This is a genomic window from Bradyrhizobium daqingense, assembly GCF_021044685.1.
Classification (GTDB): domain Bacteria; phylum Pseudomonadota; class Alphaproteobacteria; order Rhizobiales; family Xanthobacteraceae; genus Bradyrhizobium; species Bradyrhizobium daqingense.
Map to the genome: position 1 here is coordinate 2,887,090 of NZ_CP088014.1, position 25,725 is coordinate 2,912,814.

The following is a 25,725-nucleotide window of genomic DNA, read 5'->3' on the forward strand; positions in this document are numbered from 1 at the left end:
GATGAGCGCCATCTACGACTTCAAGGCCAACTCGCTTGCCGGCGAGGAGGTCGCCATGCGCCGGTTCGAAGGGCAGGTGCTGCTGATCGTCAACACCGCCAGCAAATGCGGCTTCACGCCGCAATATCGCGGTCTCGAAGATCTCTATCGCGATCTCTCCCCGCGCGGCTTCGCGGTGCTCGGCTTTCCCTGCAACCAGTTCGGCGCGCAGGAGCCGGGGCAGGCGGACGAGATCCAGGCGTTCTGCTCGACGCATTACGACGTCACCTTCCCTCTATTCGCAAAGATCGACGTCAACGGCGCCAATGCGCATCCTCTGTACGAGTACCTGAAACGTCAGCAATCCGGGCTTCTCGGCGCCGCCATCAAATGGAATTTCACCAAATTCCTGGTGGACCGTGCCGGCAAGGTGGTCGCGCGCTACGCGCCGACCGCGCGGCCGGAAGGATTGCGCAACCAGATCGAAACACTGTTGTGAGCGAGACAATCATGAGCGACGAATTTCCTGATCGACTGTCGGTCGATCCGAACAGCCCCTATTACAACGCGGACATCCTGTCGCGCGACGTCGGCATCCGCTTCAAGGGCATCGAGAAGACCAATGTCGAAGAATACTGCATCAGCGAAGGCTGGGTCCGCGTCACCGCTGGGAACGCCAAGGACCGCCACGGCAACCCGCTGACCATCAAGGTGCACGGGCCGGTCGAGCCGTATTTCAGGGATAAGAAGTAGCTATTCCGCTTCGGGACGCACCACACCCTCCGTCGTCATGCCCGGGCTTGACCCGGGCATCCACGCCTCCGAACTCGCTCCGTAGCAAAGGCGTGGATGGCCGGGTCAAGCCCGGCCATGACGAGTGGAGAGTCAACCAGAAAGCCAAATCCCATGTCCGTCCGCATCGTCGACGTCCGCGAGATCACCAAGCCGATCTCGTCCCCGATCCGCAACGCCTATATCGACTTCACCAAGATGACGAGCAGCCTCGTCGCCGTCGTCACCGACGTGGTGCGCGACGGCAAGCGCGTCGTCGGCTATGGCTTCAACTCCAACGGCCGTTACGGTCAGGGCGGTCTGATCCGCGAGCGCTTCGCAGCGCGCATCACGGAAGCCGATTCCAAGTCGCTGCTGAACGCAGCCGGCGACAATCTCGACCCCGACAAGGTGTGGGCCGCGATGATGACCAACGAGAAGCCGGGCGGCCATGGCGAGCGCTCGGTCGCGGTCGGCACCATCGATATGGCGGTGTGGGACGCGGTGGCGAAGATCGCCGGCAAGCCGCTGTTCCGCCTGCTCGCCGAGCGTCACGGCGTCACCGCCAATCCGCGCGTCTTCGTCTACGCCGCCGGCGGCTATTATTATCCCGGCAAGGATCTCTCGATGCTGCGCGGCGAGATGCGCGGCTATCTCGATCGCGGCTACAACGTCGTCAAGATGAAGATCGGCGGCGCGCCGATCGAGGAGGACCGCACGCGCATCGAGGCGGTGCTGAAGGAGATCGGCAAGGACGCGCAGCTCGCCGTCGACGCCAACGGCCGCTTCGATCTCGAGACCGGCATCGCCTACGCCAAGATGCTGCGCGATTATCCCTTGTTCTGGTACGAGGAGGTCGGCGATCCCCTCGACTACGCGCTGCAGGCCGCGCTGGCGGAATTCTATCCCGGCCCGATGGCGACGGGCGAGAATCTCTTCAGCCACCAGGACGCCCGCAATCTGATCCGCTACGGCGGCATGCGCCCCGATCGCGACTGGCTGCAATTCGACTGCGCGCTGTCCTATGGCCTCTGCGAATACCAGCGCACGCTTCAGGTGCTGAAGACCTACGGCTGGTCCCCAAGCCGCTGCATTCCGCACGGCGGCCACCAGATGTCGCTCAACATCGCAGCCGGCTTGGGTTTGGGCGGCAACGAGAGCTATCCCGACCTGTTCCAGCCCTATGGCGGCTTCCCCGACGGCGTGCGCGTCGAGAACGGCCACATCACCATGCCCGATCTCCCCGGCATCGGCTTCGAAGGCAAGTCCGATCTCTATAAGGAGATGAAGGCGCTGGCGGAGTAGGGGCCGCTGGCGCACCCGCGCCGTCATTGCGAGCGCAGCGAAGCAATCCAGACTCTCTCCGCGGAGGCAGTCTGGATTGCTTCGTCGCAAGGGCTCCTCGCAATGACGGCGTGGCGGGCACGCTACGACAGCCGCATATCCAGCAACCGTCGCCCTTCGCCCTTGAGCAGCTTCTTCACCGCGCTGGACGCCACGACCTCGCCGTCATTGGCGTAGGCTTCGTGGTTCTTCTCGATGTCGTCGAGCCGGTAGAGGTAGTTGACCATCACGCCGGCGGATTCGCGCACGCCCTTCGGCGAGAGATCGCCGAGCCAGTTGATGCGCTCCAGCCGCGCGCCGTTGCCGAGATGGAAGCGGGCGACGGAGTCGATCAGCTTGCCCTTCGGCGTCCGCGCCTTGAGGAAGTAGTGCGCCGCGAGCGGCTCGATCACGCCGCGCAGCAGCGCGGTCGTCTCGGGGCTCTCGAACCATTTGGGATCGTCGAGGCGCTTCAGCGTCTCGCGGTCCTCGTCCGAGAGCGGCAAATCCTTGTCCTGCTTCACCCAGGCCATGAAGCCGGGCACCGGTGACAGCGTCACGAAGGTGTCGAGCTTCGGCGTTTCGCGGCGCAGCTCTTCCACCACCTGCTTGATCAGGAAGCTGCCGAAGGAGATGCCGCCAAGGCCGCGCTGGGTGTTGGAGATCGAATAGAACACGGCGGTGCGCGCGCGCTCGATCGGCAGATGCTGGCGGTCGACCGCGAGCAGGGGTTGAATCGCGCCGGGCATGGTCTCGGTCAACGCCACTTCGACGAAGATCAGGGGCTCGTCGACCATTGCGGGGTGGAAGAAGGCGTAGCAGCGCCGATCGACCGGATCGATGCGGCGGCGCAGATCGTCCCAGTCGGAGATCTCGTGCACGGCTTCGTAACGGATGATCTTTTCGAGGATGTTGGCCGGGGTCGACCAGTCGATCCTGCGCAGCACGAGAAACCCCCTGTTGAACCACGAAGAGAGAAGATGCGAGACGTCGCGATCGAGCGCGGCGAGATCGGTGTGCCCGTTCATCATGCCGAGCAGGTCGGCGCGCATGTTGACGAGATCGCCGGTGCCGCCGGGCGCGCGGTTGAGGCGGCGGATCAGCTCCTGCCGCCGCGGCTCGGAGGCGAAATGCAGCGAGCTCGCGTCCTCATCGGTCGGCCTGGCGCGCCATTTCTCGATCGCCCTCGAAAGCCGTTCCCGGTCGGGGCCGAAATCGCGCACCAGCCCTTCGAAGAAGGCGCGGCGTCCGGCCACATCCAGCTCGCGGTAGATGTCGAGCACCTCACGCGCCATCGCCGTGCCAGAGGCTTCGCCCCGGCCCGACAGCAGTGCATCGCAGAGCTCGATCAGCCCGTCGGCATCCCGTTTGGTATCGGCGGAATCTCCACGACGCAGCAGCGTGCGGCCGCGCTCGGAGATGGTGGCGAGCAGGTCGGAGAAGAAGGCATTGGCCATCTGGGCTTTCGTATCAGGTTTGTGCGATGCGGGAAGCTTACACGTGATTTAGGTGGAAGCCGATCACAATCAAGCGTCATTTTGATGGTGTGGCACGGCTCGTCCGCAGTCTCTTTCGTCATGGCCGGGCTTGACCCGGCCATCCATCCACTGGAGAAAGGGATGGACACGCGGGTCGAGCCCGCGTGTGACGAGCTACCCCTTCCCCGCAAACTCCGTCGGCGTCCGACCCGTCACCTGGCGGAACGCCGCCGAAAACGCCGGCACGCTGGCATAGCCGAGCGATGTCGCGAGCTGCTTCACCGACACATTCGCATTCGTCGATATCAGTTGGATCGCCGCCGCAATCCTCGCGCGCTGGCACCAGCGCTTGAAGCTCAGCTGCGTCTCGGTCGAGAACAGCCGCGACAATGTCCGCGCGGAGGTTCCGACCTCGCGCGCCAGCGTGTCGATGTCGTGCAGGCCCGTGGGATCGTCGAGCACGATCATCGCGGCGCGGCGGCAGCGCGCTTCACGCGGCAGCGGCACGAAGGTCGCGGAATCCTCGGCCTGGTGCAGCTCCAGCATCACGAGCCGAACCAGCAGCTCGGTGCGCTCCTCGGTATTTCGCGCGTCGAACAGCGCCAGGATCGCCTGATTGAGCAGCGGCGACACCCGCACCACGAACTCCCTGGTCAATCCCTCATAGCGCTTTTCGCGCTTCAGCCAGGCCAGGTCGAAATACAGCGTCCGCATCTCGATGTCGGCGAGCAGGTCAATGGCATGCTCGAGTCCGGCGGGTACCCAGACCGCGCGGTCGGGCGGCACCAGCCAGCGTCCCCCTGGTGTCGTCACCTGCATCGTGCCCTTCGCCGCGTAGATCAGCTGCGCCTCGCGATGCAAATGCGGATCGATCCGCATGCCCTTGGGATAGTCGCGCGCGACCAGGTGCACGCCTGCGGGCGAGCGGTGGTTGCTCCGGACCTCCCGAAGGATTGGCGTTTCCAAGACAGTCATTGGCGGCATCCCGTCATGGGCACGACATATAACTCATTTCGGAGCAGGAGAGGATTCGTATGAACAGCCCTAGCCGGGTCATCAGTTTCGTCAATGCCGGCCATTTCATTGATCATTATTCGATGCTGATCTTTGCAGCTGCGGTCATCATCATGGGGCCGGCGCTCGGCATGGCCTATTCGGAACTCCTGCCCTACGCAACGCCGGGCTTCGTCGCCTTCGGCGCAGGCTCGCTGCTGACCGGCTGGCTCGGCGACCGCTGGAGCCGCCGCCACATGATGCTGATCTTCTTCCTCGGCATCGGGGCCTCCATGGTCGCGGTCGGCTTCGTGCAGACCCCGGCGCAGCTCGCCGCCGCGCTGCTCGCGATCGGCATCTTCGCCTCGATCTATCACCCCGTCGGCACCGCGATGATCGTGTCCTATGCCGACAGGCTCGGCCGCGAGATGGGCATCAACGGCGTCTGGGGCAATCTCGGCGTCGCTTCGTCGGCGCTGGTCACCGGGGTAATTGGCCAATATTTCGGCTGGCGCGCTGCCTTCATCGTCCCCGGCATCGTCACCATCGGGCTCGGCATCGCCTTCGCAATGATGGTCGTGCACGAGGACCGCAAGGGCTCGAAGCAGGCGGCGGCCCAGGCCCGCGTCGCCAAGCAGGACATGTGGCGCGTGATCTTGTCGCTGCTGATCGTCGTGATCGCGATCTCGACCACGTTCAACGCCGTCACCGTGGCGCTGCCAAAGCTGTTCGCGGAGCGGCTCGCGGACCTCACGAAGAGCCCGGCGCTGCTCGGGGTCATCGCGGCCGGCGTCTACGTGTTCGGTGCGATGACGCAATACACGATCGGCCGGTTGCTCGACCGCTATTCGCTGAAGACGGTGGCGCTGCCGCTGTCCTTCATGCTGGCGCCGTTCCTGTATCTGGCCGCGAGCCTATCCAACCTGCCGCTGATCGTGGTCTCGATCGGCATCGTCATGGGCGCGTTCGGGCAGGTCACGGTCAACGACGCCATGGTCGGCAAATACACCACCGAAGAGTGGCGCTCGCGCGCCTATGCGGTGCGCTATTTCGTCGGCTTCACCGCGGCCGGCGCCTCGGTCGGCCTGGTCGCCTGGCTCTACGAGCAGGGCGGCTTCGTCACCATGCTGCACGCCTTCGCCGCCCTCTGCCTGCTCGCCATCGCCGCCGCTCTGATCCTGCCGCGCGAGATCAGGGCGCCGCAGGCGGCGTAAGAGCGGCGGTCTCATGTCCCGGACAAGCTGCAACGTGTAAGCGTTGCTGCGGCGGCACGTCACCCATGCCACCCATGATGCCAATATGCCGGTGTTTTGCCCGACGACGCAAGTTGCTTCGGCAAGGCCGAAATTTCGCGAGCATATTCAATCCCATCGCTACTGTGCATGGGGTTGTTTTCGCATGTCGTGTTGAGCTTGCGGAATAATTAGGGCTTCACCTCCGCCACGGGCTGCGCCTTCACCGGCTTCTTCCCGGCGCGCCAGTTCTCGAAACGCTGCACCACCACGAAGAAGGCCGGCACGAACAGCACCGCGAGGCAGGTCGAGGCCAGCATGCCCGAGAACACGGTGATGCCGATCGACTTGCGTGCGCTGGCGCCGGCGCCGGTGGCGAGCACCAGCGGCACCACGCCGAGGATGAAGGCAAACGAGGTCATCAGGATCGGGCGAAAACGGGCGCGCGCCGCCTCGATCGCGGATTCAACGATCGGTTTGCCGTCGCGGCCGTGCAGCTCAAGTCCCACCTCGACGATCAGGATCGCGTTCTTCGCCGACAGCGCGATCAAGAGGATCAGGCCGATCTGGCAATAGAGGTTGTTGTCGATCTTGAGCGCGCTGAGGATCAGCATCGGCCCGAGCAGCGACAGCGGCACCGCGAGGATCACCGAGATCGGCGCGTACCAGCTCTCGTACTGGCCGGCGAGCACGAGATAGACCAGCAGCATGGCGAGGCCGAACACCCAGTAGATCTGGTTGGAGACCGCCTTCTCCTGGTAGGACATCGCGGTCCATTCATAGCCGGTGCCCGGCGGCAGCGTCTTGTCCGCGATCTCCTCCATCAGCTTCAGCGACTGGCCCGATGAATAGCCCTGCGCCGGCAGGCCGATGACGGTCGAGGACGGATAGAGGTTGTAGAGGCTGATCAGCGACGGGCCGGTGGCCGGCGTGATCTTGGCGATGGTGCCGATCGGGATCATGTCGCCGTTCGAGTTGCGCACCTGCATGTTGGCGATGTCGCGCTCGGTGACGCGGAAGGCCGGATCGGCCTGAGTGTAGACCTGGAACACGCGGCCGAACTTGTTGAACTGGTTGACGTAGGACGAGCCGAGATAGGTCGACAGCGCCGAGAACACCTGGTCGGTGGTGACGTGCAGCGTCTGGGTCTTGACGCGGTCGATCTCGACGTTGAATTGCGGCACCGACGATCGGAACGAGGACTGCACGCGCTGCAGCGCGCTCTGGCTCTCGGCGTTGGAGACCATTGCCCCGGTGATTGCCTGCAGCTTGGCGAAATCGCTGTTGCCGTCGCGGAGCTCGAGCTGCATCGAGAAGCCCGCGGCATTGCCGATGCCCTGGATCGGCGGCGGCGGCAGCACGATGGTGCGGGCTTCCATGATTGTCGAGAGCTTGTCGTTGAGCCCGAAGACCAGCGAGCGCAGATCCTCGCCCGGCCCTTTGCGTGCGTCCCAGTCCTTCAGGATGATGTAGGCGACGCCGGCATTGGCAAGGCTGGCGCTGTTGTCGAGCGCGGAGATGCCGGCGATGGTGATGACCTGCGCCACGCCCGGCGTGTCCTTGATCAGCCCGCTTGCTCGGTCGAGCACGGCTTGCGTCCGCTCTAGCGCGGCGCCGTCGGGCAGCTGCACGGCGGCGATCAGATAGCCCTGGTCCTCGATCGGCAGGAAGCCGGTCGGAACCCGCGACAGGCCATAGCCGCTGGCGCCGATCACTAGCAACGCGAACGCGACCGAGATGGCGGCGTGCTTGACGAGAAAGGTGATCAACCGCGTGTAGCCGCGCTCGACGCGGTTATAGACGGCGTTGAAGCCGCGATAGAAGACATTGCGCTGCTCCGGCGGCACCGCCGGCCTCAGCCAGAGCGCGCATTGCGTCGGCTTCAGCGTCGCCGCGTTGATGGCGGACAGCAGCGCGGTCGCGGCGATCACCAGCGCGAATTGCGAATAGATGCGCCCGGTCAGTCCGGCGAGGAACGAGGCCGGCAGGAACACCGAGATCAACACCAGCGTGATGCCGACGATCGGCGCGAACAGCTGGTCCATCGCCTTGATCGCGGCGTCGTGGCCGTTCATGCCTTGCTCGATGTTGTGGGCGGCGCCTTCGACCACGACGATGGCGTCGTCGACCACGATGCCGATCGCGAGCACGATCGCGAACAGCGTCGACATGTTGATGGTGAAGCCGAGCGCCGCCATCGCGGCGAACGCGCCGATGATGGTCACAGGCACGGTCGTTGCCGGCACCAGCATCGCGCGCCAGTCCTGCAGGAACACCAGGATCACGACCAGCACGAGCAGGCCGGCCTCGATCAGGGTCATGTAGACCTCGTGCACCGAGGCCTCCACGAACTTGGTGGTGTCGAACGGCGTGTCGTATTTGACGCCTTCCGGGAAGCGCTTGGCGATCTCGGCCATCTTCTTCTCCACGGCCTGCTCCACCTGGAGCGCGTTGGCGCCGGGCGACTGGAACACGCCGATGCCGACCGCCGGCTGCTTGTTGAGGGAGAAGATCTGGCTGTAGGTCTGCGCACCCAGCTCGACCCAGCCGACGTCGCGCACGCGCGTGACGTCGCCGCTGCTGCCTGATTTGACGATGATGTTCTCGAACTGGCTGGTGTCGTCGAGCCGTCCGTTGACGTTGAGCGTGTACTGGAACGCCTGGCCCGGCGGCGTCGGCGGCGCGCCGACCTGGCCGGCCGAAACCTGCTGGCTCTGCTGCTGGATCGCGTTGATGACGTCCTGCGGCACGAGGCCACGCGCCTGCAGCTTGTTCGGGTCGAGCCATACCCGCATCGAATATTGACCCGCGCCGAACACGGTGACGTTGCCGACGCCGGGCAGGCGCGAGAGCTCGTCGCGGATGTTGATGGTGGCGTAGTTGCTCAGGTACAGGCTGTCGTATCTGGAGTCCGGCGAGGTCAGCGTCACGAACAACAGGATCGAGGTCGATCGCTTCTGCACGGTGACGCCCTGGTTCTGCACGGCCTGGGGCAGCTGCGACAGCGCGCTGGAGACGCGATTCTGCACCAGCACCTGTGCGAAGTTGAGGTCGGTGCCGATCTTGAAGGTCACCGTCAGTGTGTAGGTACCGTCGGAGGCGCTGTAGGACTGCATATAGAGCATGTCCTCGACGCCGTTGACCTGCTGCTCGATCGGCAGCGCCACGGTGTCGATCACGGTCTTGGCGCTGGCGCCGGGATAGCGCGTGGTGACCTGCACGGTCGGCGGCACCACGTCGGGATATTGCGCGATCGCGAGATTGAACAGCGCGACGCCGCCGATCAGGATCATCAGCAGCGCAATGACGTTCGAGAGGACCGGCCGCTCGATGAAGAATTTCGAGATCATGGCTGGCGCTCCCTCACTTGGCAGACGCCTGGGGCTGCTCGATCTTCGTCACCTGCGGATCGATCTTCTGGCCCGGGATCACCCGCAGCAGGCCCGCGATGACGACGCGGTCCTCCGGCTTCAGGCCGCTCTCGATCACGCGCAGGCCGTTGTCGACGGGGCCGATCTGCACCTTGCGCTGCTCGACCGTGTTGTCGGCGTTCACGACGAGGAGGTAGCGGCCGCCCTGGTCGCTGCCGAGCGCGGTGTCGGGGACGAGGAGCGCGCTCTTCTCCTGGTCGAAGGGCACGCGAACGCGGACGAAATAGCCGGGGAGCAGCACCCGCTTCTCGTTGGGGACGAGACCGCGCACCGCCAGCGTGCCGGTCGATTGATTGAGGGTCGGCGAGACGTAGTCGAGATGCCCCTCATGCGGATAGCCGGTGTCGGTCTGCAGGCCGATCTGAATTGGAAATTGCTTCATGTCTGCGGGCGTCAGTCCCCTGCGTGCCGCCTCGGCGCGGATGCGCAGCACGTCCTGCTCGTTGACGGTGAAGTTCACATAGATCGGATCCAACGCGACGATGGTTGCGAGCTGGGTCGGGGAGGAGACGCCGACGAGCTCGCCGATCGAGACCAGGTGGGCGCTGACGACGCCGTCGAACGGCGCCGTCACCTTGGTGTAGCCGTAATTGACCTCGGCGAGCCTGGTATTGACCTGGGCCTGCTGGAGACTGGCTTGAGCGTTGTCGCGGGTCGACGTTGAGGTGTCGAGCGTCGCCTGCGAGACCGCTTGGCGCTGCACGAGCTCGACCTGCCGTTTGAAATCGGCTTCGGCCTGCTTGAGCGAGGCCTGCGCGCCGGCCTCGGCCGCCTGCGCCTGCTCGAGCTTGAGCTTGTAGGTCTCGGGCTCGATCGTGAAGAGCTGGGTGCCCTGCTTGACGAAGCTGCCGTCCTGATAGTCGATCGATTGCAGAAAGCCTTGCACCCGCGCGACGAGGTCGACGCTCTTGATCGGCGCGGTGTTGCCGGTGGCCTCGATATAACGTGTCACGGCGCGCTGCACCGGCGTTGCAACGTCCACCTTGGGCGGCGGCGGGGCCACGAACGTGTTCTTGTCCTCGCAGCCGGCAAGCGCGATCACGGCGGCCGCCGTCGCCAAGCCTCGTCCTGCATGTCTCCACGCTTCCATGCGCCGTGCGGGAGATGCGAGATTCGCGCGCGTCATTCGGTGGCCCCCGATTGCTCTCTGTCGGTGCGGCAGGCTACCAACAAATGTCCGGTCGTGGAACACCATAGCCATGGCGGTCACGGGCCTTGCACTGCAAACGGCGGCGTGCCCTTTGACGGATTTGTCATGACAAATGGCTTTTCACTGGGCGCATGATCAACCAGAATTGTGTCAAAGGCCGTGTGATCGACGTGATGGGTCAAAAGAAGAAAAGGTGCGGAGAGCATGACATGCCAACGCCATTCCGGTCGGTCCTCGCCGGCCTCGTTCTCGCAGCGGCGGTCGCCATGCCCGCGTTAGCCGATGGCCTGAAGGACGAGATCGCGCCGACCGGCAAGTTGCGTGTCGCGATCGCGATCAGCCCAGCGGGCGGAGCGTTCTGGTCGACCAGGACCGACGCCGGCTATGCCGGCGTTCCCGTGGATCTCGGCAAGGAGATGGCGGCGCAACTCGGCGTGCCCGTCGAATACGTCGTGCACCAGAATTCCGGTGAGATCACCGATGCCGCATCAAACAGGACGTGGGACGTCACCTGGCTCCCGAAAGACCCCGAGCGCGAGACCAAGATGCTGTTCGGCCCGATCTACGAGGTCGCCGATGCCACTTACATCGTCAAGCCGGGGTCAAGCATCACCAGCTTCGCCACACTCGACCAGCCCGGCATCAAGGTCGCGGCCGTCAATGCCACCACCACCATGCGCGGCGCCATCGCGCATCTGAAGCAAGCGAAGGTCACGGGCTATCAGACCTATGATGAAATTGTCGGCCTGCTGAAGAGCGGCGAGATCGATGCCTTCGCGCTGTCGCGCGATCAGCTCAACAAGATGGCGCAGAAGATTCCGGGTACGAAGGTGCTGGACGAGACCTTCAAGAAGACCGTCACGGCCGTCGCCGTCCCGCTCGGCCACAGCCGGGCCTTGGCGTTCGTCACCAAATTCATGACGGAGGCGACGGCGAACGGCACGCTGCGCAAAGCCTACGACAATAACGGCTTGAAGGATGCGCCGATCCGGACGGAATAGCTCACGGGCCGGGCCGGATTGCGGCGGCGGTCACGCCGCGTGCGTGCCACGCGGAAAGCACCGCGCCTTCTTCATCGGCGCTGAGACCGACCACCGGCCCGTTGCTGGCGCGGAGCCAATGAAGCGTGTCCCGCGCCGTGGCCGCGAACGGCCGAGCGGTCAATCCGGCCTCGCGCGCCGGCGAGGTGTCGCGCGTCATGAAGCCGTCGAAGTCGGGCAGCGGCAGCCACAGCGGCAGTGATCGCGGACCCGCCCATCGCCGCACGTCATGCGCTTCCAGGAAAGCGCGATCGACCCAGGTGAACGTGCAGGATGCGTCCAGCGCCGAGGCGCACTCGGCCAGGAACTCGCCGCGGCTGCGCGCCGGTCCGATCCCGTCATAGATGCTGGTGAGACGCACCTCTGCGGCGTGCACGATCCATTGCGCAAGGTCACGCACGTCGATGAGCTGGACGGCGTCCTCCGGCGATCCCGGTGCCAGCACCTCGCCGCCGCGCGCGAGCCGCGCTGGCCAATAAGCAAAGCGCCCGGTCGGGTCCTCCGGCCCGGCGATCAGGCCGGCACGGCATATGAAGGCATCGCTGCCGACGGCCTGCTCGCAGGCGACCTTGGCCGCGCCATAAATGGCATCGGTGCTGTGCGCGATGTCCGCCGAAACAGGCTCGCGCAGTGGCGCCGAGTCGGCGCGTTGTCCCGGTATGCGATTGTCGGCATAGACGCTGACGGTTGAAACGAAGGTCCAATGCACACCCGGCCGCTTCAGCGCTGCGACCGCGCGGCGGACCTGGCCGGGATGACGCGAGACGTCCACCACGGCATCGAACGTCTCGCCGGTCAGCGGCGTGAGACCGTCCGCGACGTCGCGATCGATCCGCACGAAGCGCGCGCCTGCCGCAATTGGCCCTGCAAGCCCGCGGGCGGCACAGGTCACGTCATGACCGGCAGCGCAGGCATGGCTTGCGATCGCCCGTCCGAGAAACTGGCTGCCGCCGAGAATGAGGATGCGCATGGAAGGGTCCGTGCCGCCGACGAGGTCGAGAGCTTACAACGTCCGGTAGCGGTTGCAACCGAACCCTCAGCGGCCCTTGATTTCCGCGTGTTTCCCCATCGCTTTCTCGAACTTGCGGTTGAACAGCCACATCGCAGCGAGAATCTCGCGGAACCTCGCCGAGGTGCGCGACCGGTCGGCCTGTCCGAACGCGAAGATGCTGTTGTTGCGCAAATACTTCATGACCGTGGGACTGGACACCCTGTAGTTCAGGAGATCGCCCGATTTGAGCGCCGACCGCGTCGGGGTCGGAACGATCTGGATCAGCTGGAACAGCTTCATCTGGTCGATCGGGTCGGGCAGCGTCTTCACGATCCCCGGGATCTCGCGGAAAATTTCAGCGTGCGCATTCATCAGCCCGTCGCGCACATTGGTCCAGTGGTTGAAGCGATGATCGGTGCCGCGGGCCCGCGCCTCTTCCTTGTCGTCGCGCGCGCTCAGCTCGGGATCGATCGCCGCGATGTCGCCCTTGATCTTGTCCCATTTCTTCCGGCCGTTGCGGTCTTCGGAAGGGCCGGTCTGGAAGCTGCCCATATAGGTGTTCGAGCGCGCATTGCGGACGTTCTGCTTGCCGTTGGTTTCTGCATAGAACAGCCCGAGACTGATGCGCCCCGCGATTTCCGCGTGATGCGATGCCAGCCCCTTGGCGCGTGCAATCACGACGGCGAGATCGACGACGTCCTTGAACGGCGTCGGCGATTTCTGCGCGCCGGCGGGCGGCGCCTCCATGATCTCGAACAATGCGGCGTATTCGTCGATCAGCGGCTCGATGGCAGCGTCGAAATAGGCGGGAGGTATCTCGAACTTGTTGGGCTTTCCAATTCGGGAAGGAATGGCGTCCGTGAGATCCTTGTAGGTGCTGATGACGGCGACGCGCGCCAGGTAGAGCGCTTGTCCCGGCAGGTTCGGCAATGGTTCTTTCGCATCGATCTGGCGCCGCCGTTCGGCCAGGATGGATTTGAAATCGGCGAGCGCGCGATCATAGGCAGCGACCGCAGCCGCTTGCTGGGACGTAAGCCCAGCCTGCCCGACGGCGGGTGCCATGACGAGCAAGGCGAGCACCGCAAATGCTGCGGCGGCAAGGCGTCTCAATCCCATGGCCGGTTCCCATCGATTCGCTAGCCCGGGAGATCGTAAACATCGAAGCCGCAGGCTGGCGAGATGCAAATCCCGTTCAGCCGCGAATCTTCTCACGCCGCCCGGTAATCCGGCGCCGTGGCCAAGAACTTGGCATAGGCGTCCGCGTCGGGCGGCGAAAAGCGACCGGCAAGCCCGCCGCGCTTCTGGTTCTTCGCGCCGATGTCGGCCATCAGCTCGTCGAAATGGCGATAGTGATAGGGCGCGACGCACAGTCCGCCATAGACGCCCGCGGCCGGCCGTTCGACGCGCTTGAAGTGCAACATCATCTCGATGTTGTCGCGCATCTGCTGCGTCGTCGGCTGATTGGCGAGCCGGCCGTCGGCATAGCGCACCAGCCAGTTGGCGGCGAGGTCGGCGCAGAGCACGGTGCAGAACGACGAGTTGAAGCCGACGAAGCCGAGTTCGGGCAGGTCAGGATTGGCGATCAGGCGATAGAGCCGGTACTGCCCGTCGGAATCGACCAGCTTCTGCTGGTAGGCCGCAGGCAGGAATGGCACGCCGAGCTTGTAGCCGATCGCGAGCACCGCGAGGTCGGACGTGATGCGCTCGCCACCGCTCATCACGATGCTGTCGCCTTCATAGTGATCGAACGTGCCGAACACCGCCTTGATGCGGCCGTCGGCGACCATCGGGTAGAAGCCCGGTGTTGCGATCGGCACCGAGCAGTTGACGCCGTCCTCGATCCGCTCCCTTGGCAGCATGTTGCAGCGGCCGAGCTTGAGCTGCGCCTTCAACAGGCTCTCCAGCCCGCGCCAGTTCGCCCAGACCAGCGGCGCGGCGAGGCGGTGCGCCAGCCGCGCCATCGGGCCGATGCCCCAGCCCGGAAACATCTCCTCCTGCGCGCGGATGTAGAGGATGCGCTTGAAGTTCACGAGCCCGCCGATGAAATAGGGGATACGCCAGACCGGCTCGCGCATCACGATCGTCACCTCGCGTGCGCCCGCCTTCGCCGCGTTCACGGCGATGTCGGTCGCCGATTTCGAGCCGCCGAGGACGACGACGCGGCGCCCCTTCGCCAGGGCGGCATCGTTGTATTTCGATGAGTGCAGGATCTGGCCGCCCCGGGCCCGAAAGCCGTCCTCGCCGGGGCAATGCAACTCGCGTGGCTCGTTGAACTGGCCGGTGCAGACCGCGACGAAATCGAAGTCCTCGTTCGTGGTCGCGCCGTCCTTGCCGGTCAGCGCGAGCGTCCAGCCCGGCTTGCCGTCGGCGCGGCGCGCCATGCCGGCGACCGCCGTATTGAAACGCAGCATACGATCGAGGCCAAAACCCTTGGCGTAATCGGCGAGATAGGCATGGACCTGCGGCCCGGTTGGCCATTCCGGATAGGCCTCCGGCATGGCGCGGTCGGTGTAGCGGTAGAGCTCCTTCGGGCTCTGCGTCTGCACCTCGGGATAGGAGCGCGCCGGCTCCCAGACCCCGCCGAGATCGCCGCTGCGCTCGACGATGGTGACGCTGTGACCGCGGGTGGAGAACGCCTTGGCGGCAGCAAGGCCGGAGACGCCGGCGCCGATCACGCAGACATGTTTTGGGCTGACCATGGGTTTGCTCGCAATCGAGATGTTTCGCGCACAAGCAGTTGCGTTCGACCGCAAGGTGCGGCCGACCGAGCTGCCAGCAGGTGAAAGTAGACGAAGAGGCCGGACGCCTACTCGTTGGCCTCGGGCGGCAGAAAATCGACCTCGTGCAGCGCAGAGATGCGCACCACTTCGGCGGGGTCGGTCAGATTGTGCAACTGGTTGAACAGCGCCTCCAGCTTCTGCATCGGCGAGACCCAGAACAGCGCGCGGCACGGCTTGTCGGACTTGTTGAAATAGCCGTGCGGGATGCCGCGGGGCATGCGCACCAGATCGCCGGCATGGGCCTTGACCCATTTGCCGTCGAGCTTGAGGTCGAGCGTGCCCTCCTGCACCAGGATGAACTCGTCCTGGGTCGGGTGGATGTGCACCGGCACGAACTGGCCGGGATCGCTGTTGGTCTCGAATGCGAAGGTGGAGTCGGTGACGGCCTTGGGGAAATAGACCTGACCCAGGATATTCCAAGTCTTGCCGCCATAGCCCGTGCCGTTCGCGGTAATACCCTTTTCGAGTGCAGTCATGCTTACCTCCTCGTGAATTCCGGCGGGGATGGAGCATCAGCCGGGGACGGGGGCCCTGTCTATCCGCTAAACGAATCCGCAACCGCGCTGTTGCCATGCAATACGACGATTTTGCGGGCGCGGCCCTTTTCGCGTCCCGCGAACTCTTATAGGCTTAAAGTAATTCCTTGACGCGAAGCGTGGTCGACGATGTCCGCAGCCGTGCTGGAAGTGAGCGCGAGGGGCCCCGCAGCCGAACGGCTTGCGGGCTTTGCCCGCGTCACCACCGATGATGTCGACGAGGCGGCCGAAGCAATCGGGCGCATCTTCTGCCCGCATGATCTCAAGCCGACACAAGCGCGCGCGGACGGCTTCTCGGCGCGGCACAATTGCGCGGCATTCGCAGGCTTTTCCATCAACTACGTAGCCTATGGCGGATCGGTCAGCATCGATCCCGGCTGCCTCGATCGCTTCTTCCTGGTCCAGGTCCCGCTCGCGGGCAGCGCCCGCATTCGTGCCGGTGCCTGCGAGTTCGATGCCGCGCAGGAGCGGACGGCATCGCTGCTGTCGCCGACGATCCCGACCCGGATGACGTGGAGCGATTGTGCGCAGGCGATCCTGCTGCTCGACCGCCGCATGGTCGAGCAGCGCGCGGCGGCGTTGTCAGGCAGAGCGGCAGGCAGGGTCGAGTTCGATCCGGTGATCGACCTGGACGCGCCGTCCGGACGGGCTTTGCGGACCAGCCTTGCCGGGCTGATGACGCTCGCCGAGCGTCTCGGGCCCTCCGGCCGGCTGTCACCGGTCACGATGGCCGATTGGCGCGAGGTGCTGCTCGATCACCTCCTCAACGGCCAGCGGCATGGTCTGTCGGATGCGATTCGAACGTTCTCCGGTCGAGCCGAGCGTCTGCCGCGCGCGCTCCGCGCCGCCCGGGACCATCTGGCTGATAATGCGGGCGATCCGCTCGACCTTACGCAGCTCGCCTGCGCCGCCGGCATCGGCATCCGCGCACTCCAGCTCGGTTTCCGCCGTCACTTCGGCGTGTCGATCTCGCAGATGCTGCTCGATATGCGCCTCGCCGCTCTGAACGCCCGCCTCGCGAGAGCTGCGCCCGATGCGTCCATCACCGAGATCGCCTTCGATCTCGGCTTCACCCATCTCGGCCGCATGGCCGGCACCTATCGCGAAAAATTCGGCGAGACGCCCTCGGCGACGCTGCGGCGCAGGATGAGCTGACGCGGAAGACTTTCTTGCGCGGCAGCGTTGTCACCATCCGGGGCCAGATCCTGGATGGCGCCTGGCCACGTGGTGCAGGTGTGAGGCGGGAAGTGATCGGCCTGACCTGCGAGCTTCGCGCGTCCTCCGGAAATCGTGACCGGGCGCAGCGTCAGGAAAAAGTGGTATGTGAACCGCTTCATACTCGATCACTCTCTTTCTGAACTACCACTCCCGCAAGAAATTGCCGCACCCGGATCTAATTGACGAACGCGGGTGAGATGCAATGCCTGCGCAGCCGCGTGCTCGCAGCTTTGGATTGGCTCCTCGTCTTGCTCACGAGCAAGCTAGTCCCATCACTCAGCACAGCTTTTTCAGAAATTGGAATCAAGGGCATCAAGAAACGCGTCCTGGCAGCTCTATTCGAGAGCGGCCGGTCGGCTGCTACTTACTCACAAGGAGCCCCCAATGAAGATAAGCAGCGCAATTTCCAACACCTTTTCCTTAGCAAGGCGCCTCGGCAGTGTTCGGATCGCCCGTTCAAGTTTGATCAGGTCGGCCCACCTTCTTGAGCGAATTGGGCTGGGAGCCGTTGGGGCCTCTTGCGGCCTCTACGTGGGTGCGACCCTGTTGCGTCAGAAAGGTGGGCTGTTTGAAAGCGGCTGGATTGTGCTGATAACAATGGTCTATGGAGCGCTGGGCTATTATGTCGGTATTGATTTGTCCGGCAAAGTCGCACGGAATTCGTCATCGAGCATCTCGGAAGAATGGAACGGCTCCGAGCCGGCTGAGATCATGAGTGCGGCCGGAACATTCGGCGCGGCCATTGCGGCTACTCTGTCCGTCAGCATCCTTGTCCTTGATCAAAATCTGCCCAACGGCTTGATAGGCTTTGTTGCCGGCTGTTGGGTGGTGGGTTCTTCGCTCCAGGTTGCGGCGGGCACGATGGCTCGCAGCCACGATGCACCCACGAACGAGCAATGAAGGAAACACGCTCACGTGAGCACAAGCCGCCCTGTTGATTCGGTTTCGCGTCTGGAATGAGCAGTGATGACTCATTGCAACCTCGGCCGTCCACGTTGCGCGTGTGCGATGTTTGGTAGTGCAGTCGTTCGCATCGACAAGTGTCCTGGTACAAACCGTGCCGGTACCTAGTAACCTAAGTTTTCGCACAACAGACAAGACGTGCCATCGTGGTGATGTTGAGATATTGTTTCCGCGCGGCCGTGGTCCAACATTCTGCTAACCGCTAGCCACAAGATCGGTGGAGCCATGCAGATTGCGGAGTGGCTCGAGAAGTTGGGGCTTGGACAATACGCCGAGCGTTTTGCCCAAAATGGGATCGACGTGGGCGTCCTCCCCGAGCTGATGGACGAGGACTTTGACAAGCTCGGAGTCTTGCTCGGTCATCGCCGCAAAATGCTGCGTGCCATCGCCGATCTCGATCCGGCCGCCTTGATCGCATCGCCGGCTCCCTCTCATGACGCCGAGCGGCGCCATCTCACCGTCATGTTTTGCGATCTAGTCGGCTCGACTGCGCTCTCGGCACGTCTCGATCCCGAAGACATGTGGGAGGTGATCCGGGGCTACCGCGCTGCCTGCGCGAGCGTTGTTAAGGCCTATGATGGCAGGATAGCTCGGTTCGTCGGTGACGGAATCCTCGTCTATTTCGGTTATCCCCGTGCCCACGAAGACGATGCGGAACGCGCGGTGCGCGCGGGCCTTGATATTATCGCTGCAATCCGCCAGCTCAAGACGGGCGCCGGCGAACGGGCTGAATTGCGGATCGCAATCGCAACCGGACTCGTCGTGGTCGGCGACCTCGTAAGTGGAGATGCGTCGGAGGAGCACGCAACCATCGGCGATACACCAAATCTCGCTGCTCGCCTCCAGAGCCTGGCGGAACCGGGGGTCGTCGTCGTTGCTTCGTCGACGCGCCGACTGCTTGGCGATCTCTTCACTCTTCGCAATCTCGGTCGCCGGGAGGTCAAGGGAATAGCAGAACCCATCGCAGTCTGGGCGGTGGAAGGTCCGGCCGCATCCGAGAGCCGCTTCGAGGCAGTCCGCGCCGCGCGCTCGATCGGCTTTGTCGGCCGCAAGAACGAGATCGAATACATCCTCTCCCGCCAGCGGGAGGCCTGGCAGGGCCAAGGCCGGATGGTATTGATTTCTGGTGAAGCAGGCATCGGCAAGTCGCGCATCGTCGCAACGCTCTCCGAAAGCCCCGCACTGGGGGTGCACCGCCGGGTGCGTTATCAGTGTTCGCCTTACCATACCAACAGTGCGCTGCATCCGTTTGTCGCGCAGCTCGAGCGGGCCGCCGGTATCCGCTCGAACGACATGCCCGAGCAAAAGCTCGACAAGCTCGAGGCGATGCTAGCGCTCGGAACACAGCAGATCGTTCCAGCGACACAACTCATTGCGGCGCTCCTTTCGATTCCACCCGGAAACCGCTGTCTACCGCTCGCTCTGAGCCCAGCGCAGCAGCGTCGACAGACATTTGCTGTCCTACTCGATCAGCTTGAGGGGTTGGCACGCGATCAACCTCTGCTGATTATCTGCGAGGATATGCATTGGGCCGATGCCACGACACTTGAACTGTTCGATCTCGCGGTCGATCGGATCAGGGCCCTCCCGATACTCGTGCTCATGACCTCCCGGCCTGAGTTCGAGCCGTCCTGGTCGGGCCTTGCGAATGTCAGTCTGTTGCGGCTCGACCGGCTGGATCGGCAGGATACGCGCGCGCTGGTCGAACAGGTGGTCGTTGGTCGCCAGCTGCCAGGCGAGATGATGCAGCAGATCATCGACAAGACGGATGGCGTCCCGCTATTCGTCGAGGAGTTGACCAAGATGGTGCTGGAGTCCGGCCTGCTCGTCGAAGATGCCGGGCGCTATCGCTTGACCAGTCCGCTCCCGCCGCTAGCTATTCCCGCCACGCTGCAGGATTCGTTGATGGCACGGCTCGACCGGCTTGCTCCGGTCAAGGAGGTGGCGCAAATAGGCGCCGCCATCGGCCGCGACTTCTCATACGCACTCCTGAAATACGTGGCGGGACGCGATGATTCCACGCTGAGCGCTGCGCTAGGGCAACTTGAAGAGGCCGAACTGCTGCTTCGCCGCGGGGCGCCGCCGGAAGCAAATTACAATTTCAAGCATGCCCTTGTTCAGGAAGCGGCCTATGAGAGTCTGCTCAAGAGCAAACGGCAGCTGCTGCACACGCGGATCGGCGAGGTCCTGCGCGAGAGATTTCCAGTCGTCGCCGAGACAGAGCCGGAAGTTCTGGCGCACCACTTCACCGAAGCGGGGCTGAGCGAGGTCGCTTTCGAATGGTGGCGCAAGGCGGGCCAGCAGGCGCTGAAGCGCTCGGCCTATTCAGAGGCGGTCGCGCATCTCGGCAAGGCCATTTCGATCGCTGACGAGCTGCCTGACGAGCCCCGCCGAATGACGAGCAGGCTGCATCTTCAAATCTCGTATGGCCGTGCACTGAGGGGCAGCCTCGGGCACAGCGCTCCCGAAACGGTCGCGGCGTGGACGCGTGCGCGCCAGTTCGCGGCCGGCATCGATGATCCCGTTGAACTTGCGCCTGTTCATTCGGGACTCTTCAACGCCTGCCTGACCCATGGCGAACTCGCTCCGATGCGGGAGCTGGCGGATGCCATCAGGAGCGCAGCTGACCGACGACCGGACTCACCCGTGGCCGCCGTTGTCGCCCATTGGACGGGCGGCGTCACGTGCTGGTTCGGGGGCGACTATCTCAACGCGAGGACGCATCTCGAGCAGGCGCTGGCGATCTACAGTGTCGAGCCGGATCCCGCGACATTCCGGGCTTCGACGCTGGATCTGCCGTTCGTGATCATGAGATTCCTTGCTCTGGTGCTGTGGCCGCTTGGTATCATCGCTCGCGCGCGAAGGCTCGCCGCCGAAGCGGTGGGTGCTTCGGGCGAAAAGCGGGCGCTTTCCCGGGCTAACGCGCTGGTTCATCGCGCTGTGTTCGACGGGGTGTGCGGGGGCATGTTGCAGCAGACGGAGACGATCCTGGCACTCGGTCTCGCGCGCGACCACACGATGCCACTGTACGTGGCTGCGGGCACCTACCTGAATGGCCTGGCCAAGTGGCGTGCCGGGGATCGAATGGCCGGACTGGCGGACATGCGTCACGGCTGGACCTTGCTGCAGGAGAACGATTGCTACCTCTGCGAGCCGTTCTGGGGGATGCATGTCGCCGTGGCGAATGCAGAGGTGGGCCAAGTCGAAACCGGACTGGAGATCCTGAACGAATTGATCGCCCGGACCGAACAGACCGGCCAGCATTGGCTTGATGCCGAACTGCATCGTATCCGCAGCAACCTCCTGTCGCGCCACGGTTCTTCGGGTGAATCCAGTGCCGAAGACGAACTCACGCGAGCGCTGGAGATCGCGCGACACCAGCAGACGAAGACCTTCGAGCTGCGTAGCGCTCTTGGACTTGCCCGCCTGCACAAGACAAATGGCCGAACAGGCACGGTATCCGAACTGCTCGCTCCCGTGCTGGCCGCATTCGAGGTGGAGCAGAATCTTCCTGAATTCGCGGAAGCGAAAGAGCTGCTCGCGCAAGAGCATTAGGCATTCGCCCGTTTAACCGGCCGGCGACAAGGGCGTGTCGCTCACGAATTCACATGCACGAAATCCCGCAGCAGCGGATAGATCTCGTTGTTCCAGCGCTTACCCGAGAACACGCCGTAATGGCCGACGCCGGCCTGCATGTGGTGGACGCGGCGATAGGCGCGGACGCCGGTGCAGAGGTCCTGCGCGGCGAGGGTCTGGCCGATCGCGCAGATGTCGTCCTTCTCGCCTTCGACCGTCATCAGCCCCATGCGGCTCACGGCCTTGGTGTTCACCGGTCGGCCGCGATGCATCAGTCTGCCTTGCGGGAGCAGGTGCTCCTGGAACACGTCGCGCACCGTCTCGATGTAGAACTCGGCCGGAAGGTCCATCACCGCGAAATATTCGTCGTAGAAGGTCTTGATCGTCGCAGCCTTCTCCTTCTCGCCCTTGGCGATGTGGTTGGCGAGATCCATGTGCTGCTTGATGTGGCGCTCGAGATTCATCGAGACGAACGCCGTGAGCTGCACGAAGCCGGGATAGACCTTGCGCAAGGCGCCGCGGCATTGCACCGGCACGTAGTTGATCAGGTTGCGCTCGAACCATTCGATCGGCTTGCTCTTGGCGAACTCGTTGACCCTGGTCGGCTGTATCCGTGTGTCGATGGGACCTGCCATCAGCGTCAGCGTCGCAGGGCGCGAGGGATGATTGTCCTCGCACATGATCGCGGCGGCTGCGAGCGCTGAGACCGAGGGCTGGCAGATCGCCACCATGTGCGGGCGCGGGCCGAGCTGGCCCAGGAAATCGATCAGGTGCTCCGTGTAATCGTCGAGCCCGAAGCGGCCTTCGCTGCGCGGAATGTCGCGCGGATTGTGCCAGTCGGTGATGTAGACGTCGTGGTCCTGGAGCAGCGTCTTCACGGTGCCGCGCAGAAGCGTCGCGAAGTGCCCGGACATCGGCGCCACCAGCAGCATGCGCGGCTGCTCGCCCACACCGTCTTTCCTGAAGTGCAGCAGCGAGCCGAACGGCGTCGCATAGGCGATCTCCTCGGTGACCGCGATCTCGCGGTTGCCCACCATGACGCTGTCGATGCCGTAGGCCGGACGGTCGTAGGTGAGGGTGGAGCGCGAGATCAGCTCCAGCGCCGCCGAGAGCCGGCCGACCATCTGGTCCGACGCGCCCTGCGGCACCAGGTTGAGGAATCTGAGCGCGGAGGAAGCGCCGTCCCGCCAGGGCGCGGTGAGGTCCATATGGTTCTGAAAGGCCTGATAATACATCGACATCATACTGAAATACCCACCTATCGCCTGCGATGATGCAATATCGAAGCCAAGCGGGAGCTGGGCGCCCCCCGGAATTGGCACATCGCTTGCTCTTCATCTTGCCGGAAGCACGGCTCGCAGGCGCGCGCCGAGGGCCGAGCGGGTGCCGGGATCAGGGAAGGGCCAATGGCGAAGGCGACACTGACCATCAGCAGCAAGAACTATTCGTCCTGGTCGCTGCGCGGGTGGCTGCTGGCGAAGTTTTCCGGCATCGATTTCGAGGAGATCGTCACGGCGCCCGACGACGCATCCGCCCGCGCCGAAATCCTCTTGCTGTCGTCCTCGATCCTGGTGCCGTGCCTGCGGCACGACGGCGCCGTGATCTGGGATACGCTGGCGATCGCCGAATATCTCAACGAGGCGATGCCGGACGCCGGGCTGTTGCCTGATGACCGCATCCAGCGCGCGCATTGCCGCTCGATCTCCGGCGAAATCCATTCCGGCTTCACCACGCTGCGCGCCTCGCTGCCGGTCAATTTGAAGGGGCACTTTCCCGGCTTCAAGATCTGGTCGCGCGCGCAGGCCGACATCGACCGCGTCTGGTTCATCTGGCGTGATTGCCTGGAGAAGTCGGGCGGCCCCTTCCTGTTCGGCGAGAAGCGCACCACGGCGGATGCGATGTACGCCCCTGTGGTGACGCGCTTCGTGACCTATGACGTCAAGCTCGCGCCGCCGCTGAAGGCCTATGCCGACACCATCATGGCCATGCCCGAGATGCAGGAATGGATCGCGGCCGCGCGGGAAGAGCCGGCCGAGATCGAGGAGCTCGAGGTCGAATATTAGGCAGCCGTTGCGCCCGCCTGCCTGTTTCGGCGGCGGGGCACCGTCATCCCCAAGACAGGCGGCGAGTCCGGCTGATGTCGTTGATGCCGTTAACCTTTGTCGCCAAGCGTCAGCCCGAACCGAATCCTGCGCTGCGCAGATATTGTGCGAGCCGGTTGGTCGGCCGGCGACATCTAGCCGTGAACAGCTGCGTACGAAGCTTGGCAGCTGATTCGGACGTGATTCGTTCGGGCCGCGTTCCGAAGGTTAAAGCGGGGCGCGGCCCCGTCGCATTTTGAAACAAACACGATGCCTCAGGCTGCGCCCGAATGCTTTACACGCGGCAGGCGCCAGCCGATCACGGTCGCTTCGACCGCAATTCCGGCCTCGTTGTTCCGCCAGCGCCCCTCCACATAACGGCAGGCGAACGGCAGCTGATACGTGCCGCTGTGGTCTTCGCACAGCACTTCGACCGCAAGGCCCGGTGGCGGTTCTCCGGCGCCGTCGAATTCCGCCAGACGTCTATCGCGCGTTGCCATTCCAAAAATCTCCCCTAAACAAAGCCGCGGAAAGAGGGCCCACATCTTTCGCGTGCCGATCATCGTCCCCGTCCCAGGGAACAGGTGCAAGCTCAACGCGAGAATGCGGTACGAGTGTGGTAGCCTCACGCCGCTGCGCTCAAACAGCGCACATTGCCGTGATCGATTTGACGAGGAACCTGCATGCTGTCCCGAAGCGCCGGCGTCTGTTTCGCGATGTTGCTGCTCGCCACGCTGGCGACCGTGCCGGTCCGCGCGCAGGACGTGCCCGGTATCGAGATATGCACCGTCGAGAAGACCATGGAGCGGCGCACCAGCTGCCTCCAGAGCAATGTCGATTTCCTCCAGAAGACCATCACCAAGCTCACGCTCGATCAGCAGCAGAAGCTGGATGCAGCCAATCGCCAGATCGACGCGTTGAAGACGACGGTGGCCGGTTTGCAGAAGACGCTTGCCGATCTTCAGGCGGCCCAAGTGAAGCCGGTGGAGGATCCGAAGAAGAAGCAGGACGCGCCGCCGGCCAAGGATTCCAAGTAAGCGTGCCGGTCACGTCACGCGGTATCTCTCCATCACGCCGCGGTCGGGCTCGTAGCCGAGCCCGGGACCCGTGGGCACCGCGACATGGCCGGTCGCATCGACATCGGCGTGGCCGCCCCAGAGGCAGGCCTCGCGTTTCAGATAGAACATCTCGACCAGCCCGTCCTCGCGCGTTGCGAGCAGGTGCAGCGTCGCCAGCAGGCCGGGACCGAAATAGGGCGAGTGCGGCACGATCTTGATGCCGAGCCGATCCGCCAGCGCAGCGACCTTCAGAAACTCCGTGATGCCGCCGACCTTGGTCACTGATGGCTGGGCGTGGCTAACCGCGCCCGCATCCAGCATCTGGCGGAATTGATATTCAGTGCAGGCGTTCTCGCCAGCGGCAATGCCGAGCCCGCCCTTGCTGCGGACGTCGGCGAGCGCGGCAAAATCCTCCGGTGGCCACACCGGCTCCTCCAGGAACATCGGCCGCGCCTCCGCGCATGTCGTCGCGAAGGCGATCGCCTGCGCGGCCGTGAGCGGACAGTTCATGTCGACCATCAGTGGAATGTTCGGGCCGATCGCCTCGCGCGCGGCGAACACCGCGGGTGCCGTGGTCTCGTGCAGCTTGATGGCGCCATAGCCGAGCGCGAGCGCCTTCCTGCATTCGCTCGCGATGTTGTCGGGCGAGCCGATCCGCAGCAGGCTCGCATAGGCCGGGATGGCCGAGCGCCGGGTCTCGCCGAGCAGGCGGTGCAGCGGCACGCCCTCGATCTTCGCAGCAAGGTCCCACAATGCGATGTCGAGCCCTGAAATCGCGAACATGGTGATGCCGTAGCGGCCGAACAGATGCAGGTTGCGCTGGATCTGCTCCATGACAGCGGGGATGCCGGCCGCATCCGGCACCGTCAGCCCGCGCGCCTGCGGCGCGATCATTTCCTCGACGGCGCTGCGCGTGGTTCGCGGGCAGACATAGGCGAAGGCATCGCCCCAGCCGGTCAGGCCGGAATCGGTCGTGACCTCGACCAGCACCATGTCGAGCGCGCTGATGGCGGACGCGCCCTGGCGGAAGCTCGCGACGCCGGCGTCATAGGGAATGCGGATATGGTGCGCCCGCACATCGGTGATTTCCATGACGCGGTTCCTCCGTGCTTTCTTGTGAGCGGT

At 64.3% G+C, this 25,725-nt stretch carries 21 protein-coding genes; 10 read left to right on the top strand and 11 right to left on the bottom strand.

What is annotated here, in order from left to right; genetic code table 11:
* The first annotated feature begins 1 nt into the window (after position 1).
* From LPJ38_RS13800 to tarD, 3 genes are all read left to right on the top strand, one after another.
* On the top strand, positions 2–478 hold the full coding sequence (locus LPJ38_RS13800) for a glutathione peroxidase (protein ID WP_145635104.1): 477 nt from the start codon (positions 2–4) through the stop codon (positions 476–478).
* A gap of 11 nt (positions 479–489) precedes the next feature.
* Positions 490–732: a DUF3297 family protein gene (locus LPJ38_RS13805; RefSeq protein ID WP_008559805.1), complete on the top strand. Its 243-nt coding sequence runs from the start codon at positions 490–492 to the stop codon at positions 730–732.
* 153 nt (positions 733–885) lie between these two features.
* Positions 886–2,055: a D(-)-tartrate dehydratase gene (gene tarD, locus LPJ38_RS13810; protein ID WP_145635090.1), complete on the top strand. Its 1,170-nt coding sequence runs from the start codon at positions 886–888 to the stop codon at positions 2,053–2,055.
* Positions 2,056–2,177: 122 nt separating this feature from the next.
* Here tarD and LPJ38_RS13815 read toward each other — a convergent pair whose 3' ends face one another.
* Positions 2,178–3,530, bottom strand: coding sequence for a malonyl-CoA decarboxylase (locus LPJ38_RS13815; protein ID WP_145635078.1), 1,353 nt, complete (start codon positions 3,528–3,530; stop codon positions 2,178–2,180).
* Positions 3,531–3,725: 195 nt separating this feature from the next.
* A complete protein-coding gene (locus tag LPJ38_RS13820; RefSeq protein WP_167520506.1) occupies positions 3,726–4,526 on the bottom strand; it encodes an AraC family transcriptional regulator in 801 nt (266 codons plus the stop codon).
* A gap of 59 nt (positions 4,527–4,585) precedes the next feature.
* Here LPJ38_RS13820 and LPJ38_RS13825 point away from each other — a divergent pair, with 59 nt between their 5' ends.
* Entirely contained in the window at positions 4,586–5,758 is a 1,173-nt protein-coding gene (locus LPJ38_RS13825; RefSeq protein ID WP_145635050.1) for an MFS transporter, read from the top strand.
* 209 nt (positions 5,759–5,967) lie between these two features.
* Here LPJ38_RS13825 and LPJ38_RS13830 read toward each other — a convergent pair whose 3' ends face one another.
* Together LPJ38_RS13830 and LPJ38_RS13835 are read right to left on the bottom strand one after the other, a co-directional pair.
* Positions 5,968–9,126: an efflux RND transporter permease subunit gene (locus LPJ38_RS13830; protein ID WP_145635036.1), complete on the bottom strand. Its 3,159-nt coding sequence runs from the start codon at positions 9,124–9,126 to the stop codon at positions 5,968–5,970.
* Between the two features lie 13 nt (positions 9,127–9,139).
* The gene (locus LPJ38_RS13835) at positions 9,140–10,333 is read right to left on the bottom strand and encodes an efflux RND transporter periplasmic adaptor subunit (protein ID WP_167520505.1); all 1,194 of its coding nucleotides are present in this window, start codon (positions 10,331–10,333) and stop codon (positions 9,140–9,142) included.
* 233 nt (positions 10,334–10,566) lie between these two features.
* Between LPJ38_RS13835 and LPJ38_RS13840 the strand changes: the two genes are divergently transcribed.
* Positions 10,567–11,358 (top strand): ABC transporter substrate-binding protein, encoded by a 792-nt coding sequence (locus LPJ38_RS13840; RefSeq protein WP_145635023.1) that lies wholly within the window; start codon positions 10,567–10,569, stop codon positions 11,356–11,358.
* Position 11,359: 1 nt separating this feature from the next.
* Here LPJ38_RS13840 and LPJ38_RS13845 read toward each other — a convergent pair whose 3' ends face one another.
* The 4 genes from LPJ38_RS13845 to LPJ38_RS13860 all read right to left on the bottom strand — a co-directional run bounded on the left by LPJ38_RS13845 (position 11,360) and on the right by LPJ38_RS13860 (position 15,644).
* Positions 11,360–12,367, bottom strand: coding sequence for an NAD-dependent epimerase/dehydratase family protein (locus LPJ38_RS13845; protein WP_145635012.1), 1,008 nt, complete (start codon positions 12,365–12,367; stop codon positions 11,360–11,362).
* Positions 12,368–12,433: 66 nt separating this feature from the next.
* Positions 12,434–13,504, bottom strand: coding sequence for a hypothetical protein (locus LPJ38_RS13850; RefSeq protein ID WP_145635009.1), 1,071 nt, complete (start codon positions 13,502–13,504; stop codon positions 12,434–12,436).
* Between the two features lie 92 nt (positions 13,505–13,596).
* The gene (locus LPJ38_RS13855; protein WP_145635006.1) at positions 13,597–15,087 is read right to left on the bottom strand and encodes a flavin-containing monooxygenase; all 1,491 of its coding nucleotides are present in this window, start codon (positions 15,085–15,087) and stop codon (positions 13,597–13,599) included.
* A 107-nt stretch (positions 15,088–15,194) separates the two neighbouring features.
* Positions 15,195–15,644, bottom strand: coding sequence for a cupin domain-containing protein (locus LPJ38_RS13860; RefSeq protein ID WP_008559739.1), 450 nt, complete (start codon positions 15,642–15,644; stop codon positions 15,195–15,197).
* 189 nt (positions 15,645–15,833) lie between these two features.
* On the opposite strand from LPJ38_RS13860, the gene LPJ38_RS13865 reads away from it, so the two are divergent.
* The 3 genes from LPJ38_RS13865 (at position 15,834) to LPJ38_RS13875 (ending at position 21,440) form a co-directional block, all read left to right on the top strand.
* Positions 15,834–16,859: an AraC family transcriptional regulator gene (locus LPJ38_RS13865; protein WP_145635003.1), complete on the top strand. Its 1,026-nt coding sequence runs from the start codon at positions 15,834–15,836 to the stop codon at positions 16,857–16,859.
* A 447-nt stretch (positions 16,860–17,306) separates the two neighbouring features.
* Complete coding sequence (locus tag LPJ38_RS13870) at positions 17,307–17,822, top strand: hypothetical protein (RefSeq protein ID WP_145635000.1); 516 nt, start codon at positions 17,307–17,309, stop codon at positions 17,820–17,822.
* Between the two features lie 288 nt (positions 17,823–18,110).
* Positions 18,111–21,440 carry an AAA family ATPase gene (locus LPJ38_RS13875; protein ID WP_145634997.1) on the top strand — a complete coding sequence of 1,110 codons (3,330 nt, stop codon included), beginning with the start codon at positions 18,111–18,113 and terminating at the stop codon, positions 21,438–21,440.
* 41 nt (positions 21,441–21,481) lie between these two features.
* On the opposite strand, the gene LPJ38_RS13880 is transcribed toward LPJ38_RS13875, so the two are convergent.
* Positions 21,482–22,705, bottom strand: coding sequence for a polyhydroxyalkanoate depolymerase (locus tag LPJ38_RS13880; protein WP_145634994.1), 1,224 nt, complete (start codon positions 22,703–22,705; stop codon positions 21,482–21,484).
* 162 nt (positions 22,706–22,867) lie between these two features.
* Here LPJ38_RS13880 and LPJ38_RS13885 point away from each other — a divergent pair, with 162 nt between their 5' ends.
* Positions 22,868–23,524, top strand: coding sequence for a glutathione S-transferase family protein (locus LPJ38_RS13885; protein WP_145634991.1), 657 nt, complete (start codon positions 22,868–22,870; stop codon positions 23,522–23,524).
* A 293-nt stretch (positions 23,525–23,817) separates the two neighbouring features.
* On the opposite strand, the gene LPJ38_RS13890 is transcribed toward LPJ38_RS13885, so the two are convergent.
* Positions 23,818–24,042: a hypothetical protein gene (locus LPJ38_RS13890; protein ID WP_145634989.1), complete on the bottom strand. Its 225-nt coding sequence runs from the start codon at positions 24,040–24,042 to the stop codon at positions 23,818–23,820.
* 183 nt (positions 24,043–24,225) lie between these two features.
* Here LPJ38_RS13890 and LPJ38_RS13895 point away from each other — a divergent pair, with 183 nt between their 5' ends.
* The gene (locus LPJ38_RS13895; protein WP_145634986.1) at positions 24,226–24,579 is read left to right on the top strand and encodes a hypothetical protein; all 354 of its coding nucleotides are present in this window, start codon (positions 24,226–24,228) and stop codon (positions 24,577–24,579) included.
* 9 nt (positions 24,580–24,588) lie between these two features.
* Here the strand turns inward: LPJ38_RS13895 and LPJ38_RS13900 are convergent, their stop codons facing one another.
* Positions 24,589–25,692, bottom strand: coding sequence for a mandelate racemase/muconate lactonizing enzyme family protein (locus LPJ38_RS13900; RefSeq protein ID WP_145634983.1), 1,104 nt, complete (start codon positions 25,690–25,692; stop codon positions 24,589–24,591).
* Positions 25,693–25,725 lie beyond the last annotated feature (33 nt).

Bases quoted from the DNA above. Each gene is read 5' to 3' on its own strand.
- LPJ38_RS13825 (WP_145635050.1), top strand. From the start codon at position 4,586: ATGAACAGCCCTAGCCGGGTCATCAGTTTCGTCAATGCCGGCCATTTC.
- LPJ38_RS13850 (WP_145635009.1), bottom strand. From the start codon at position 13,504: ATGGGATTGAGACGCCTTGCCGCCGCAGCATTTGCGGTGCTCGCCTTG.
- LPJ38_RS13895 (WP_145634986.1), top strand. From the start codon at position 24,226: ATGCTGTCCCGAAGCGCCGGCGTCTGTTTCGCGATGTTGCTGCTCGCC.
- LPJ38_RS13845 (WP_145635012.1), bottom strand. From the start codon at position 12,367: ATGCGCATCCTCATTCTCGGCGGCAGCCAGTTTCTCGGACGGGCGATC.
- LPJ38_RS13830 (WP_145635036.1), bottom strand. From the start codon at position 9,126: ATGATCTCGAAATTCTTCATCGAGCGGCCGGTCCTCTCGAACGTCATT.
- LPJ38_RS13885 (WP_145634991.1), top strand. From the start codon at position 22,868: ATGGCGAAGGCGACACTGACCATCAGCAGCAAGAACTATTCGTCCTGG.
- LPJ38_RS13900 (WP_145634983.1), bottom strand. From the start codon at position 25,692: ATGGAAATCACCGATGTGCGGGCGCACCATATCCGCATTCCCTATGAC.
- LPJ38_RS13865 (WP_145635003.1), top strand. From the start codon at position 15,834: ATGTCCGCAGCCGTGCTGGAAGTGAGCGCGAGGGGCCCCGCAGCCGAA.
- tarD (WP_145635090.1), top strand. From the start codon at position 886: ATGTCCGTCCGCATCGTCGACGTCCGCGAGATCACCAAGCCGATCTCG.
- LPJ38_RS13855 (WP_145635006.1), bottom strand. From the start codon at position 15,087: ATGGTCAGCCCAAAACATGTCTGCGTGATCGGCGCCGGCGTCTCCGGC.
- LPJ38_RS13890 (WP_145634989.1), bottom strand. From the start codon at position 24,042: ATGGCAACGCGCGATAGACGTCTGGCGGAATTCGACGGCGCCGGAGAA.
- LPJ38_RS13880 (WP_145634994.1), bottom strand. From the start codon at position 22,705: ATGATGTCGATGTATTATCAGGCCTTTCAGAACCATATGGACCTCACC.
- LPJ38_RS13800 (WP_145635104.1), top strand. From the start codon at position 2: ATGAGCGCCATCTACGACTTCAAGGCCAACTCGCTTGCCGGCGAGGAG.
- LPJ38_RS13870 (WP_145635000.1), top strand. From the start codon at position 17,307: ATGAAGATAAGCAGCGCAATTTCCAACACCTTTTCCTTAGCAAGGCGC.
- LPJ38_RS13820 (WP_167520506.1), bottom strand. From the start codon at position 4,526: ATGACTGTCTTGGAAACGCCAATCCTTCGGGAGGTCCGGAGCAACCAC.
- LPJ38_RS13875 (WP_145634997.1), top strand. From the start codon at position 18,111: ATGCAGATTGCGGAGTGGCTCGAGAAGTTGGGGCTTGGACAATACGCC.
- LPJ38_RS13840 (WP_145635023.1), top strand. From the start codon at position 10,567: ATGCCAACGCCATTCCGGTCGGTCCTCGCCGGCCTCGTTCTCGCAGCG.
- LPJ38_RS13805 (WP_008559805.1), top strand. From the start codon at position 490: ATGAGCGACGAATTTCCTGATCGACTGTCGGTCGATCCGAACAGCCCC.
- LPJ38_RS13815 (WP_145635078.1), bottom strand. From the start codon at position 3,530: ATGGCCAATGCCTTCTTCTCCGACCTGCTCGCCACCATCTCCGAGCGC.
- LPJ38_RS13835 (WP_167520505.1), bottom strand. From the start codon at position 10,333: ATGACGCGCGCGAATCTCGCATCTCCCGCACGGCGCATGGAAGCGTGG.
- LPJ38_RS13860 (WP_008559739.1), bottom strand. From the start codon at position 15,644: ATGACTGCACTCGAAAAGGGTATTACCGCGAACGGCACGGGCTATGGC.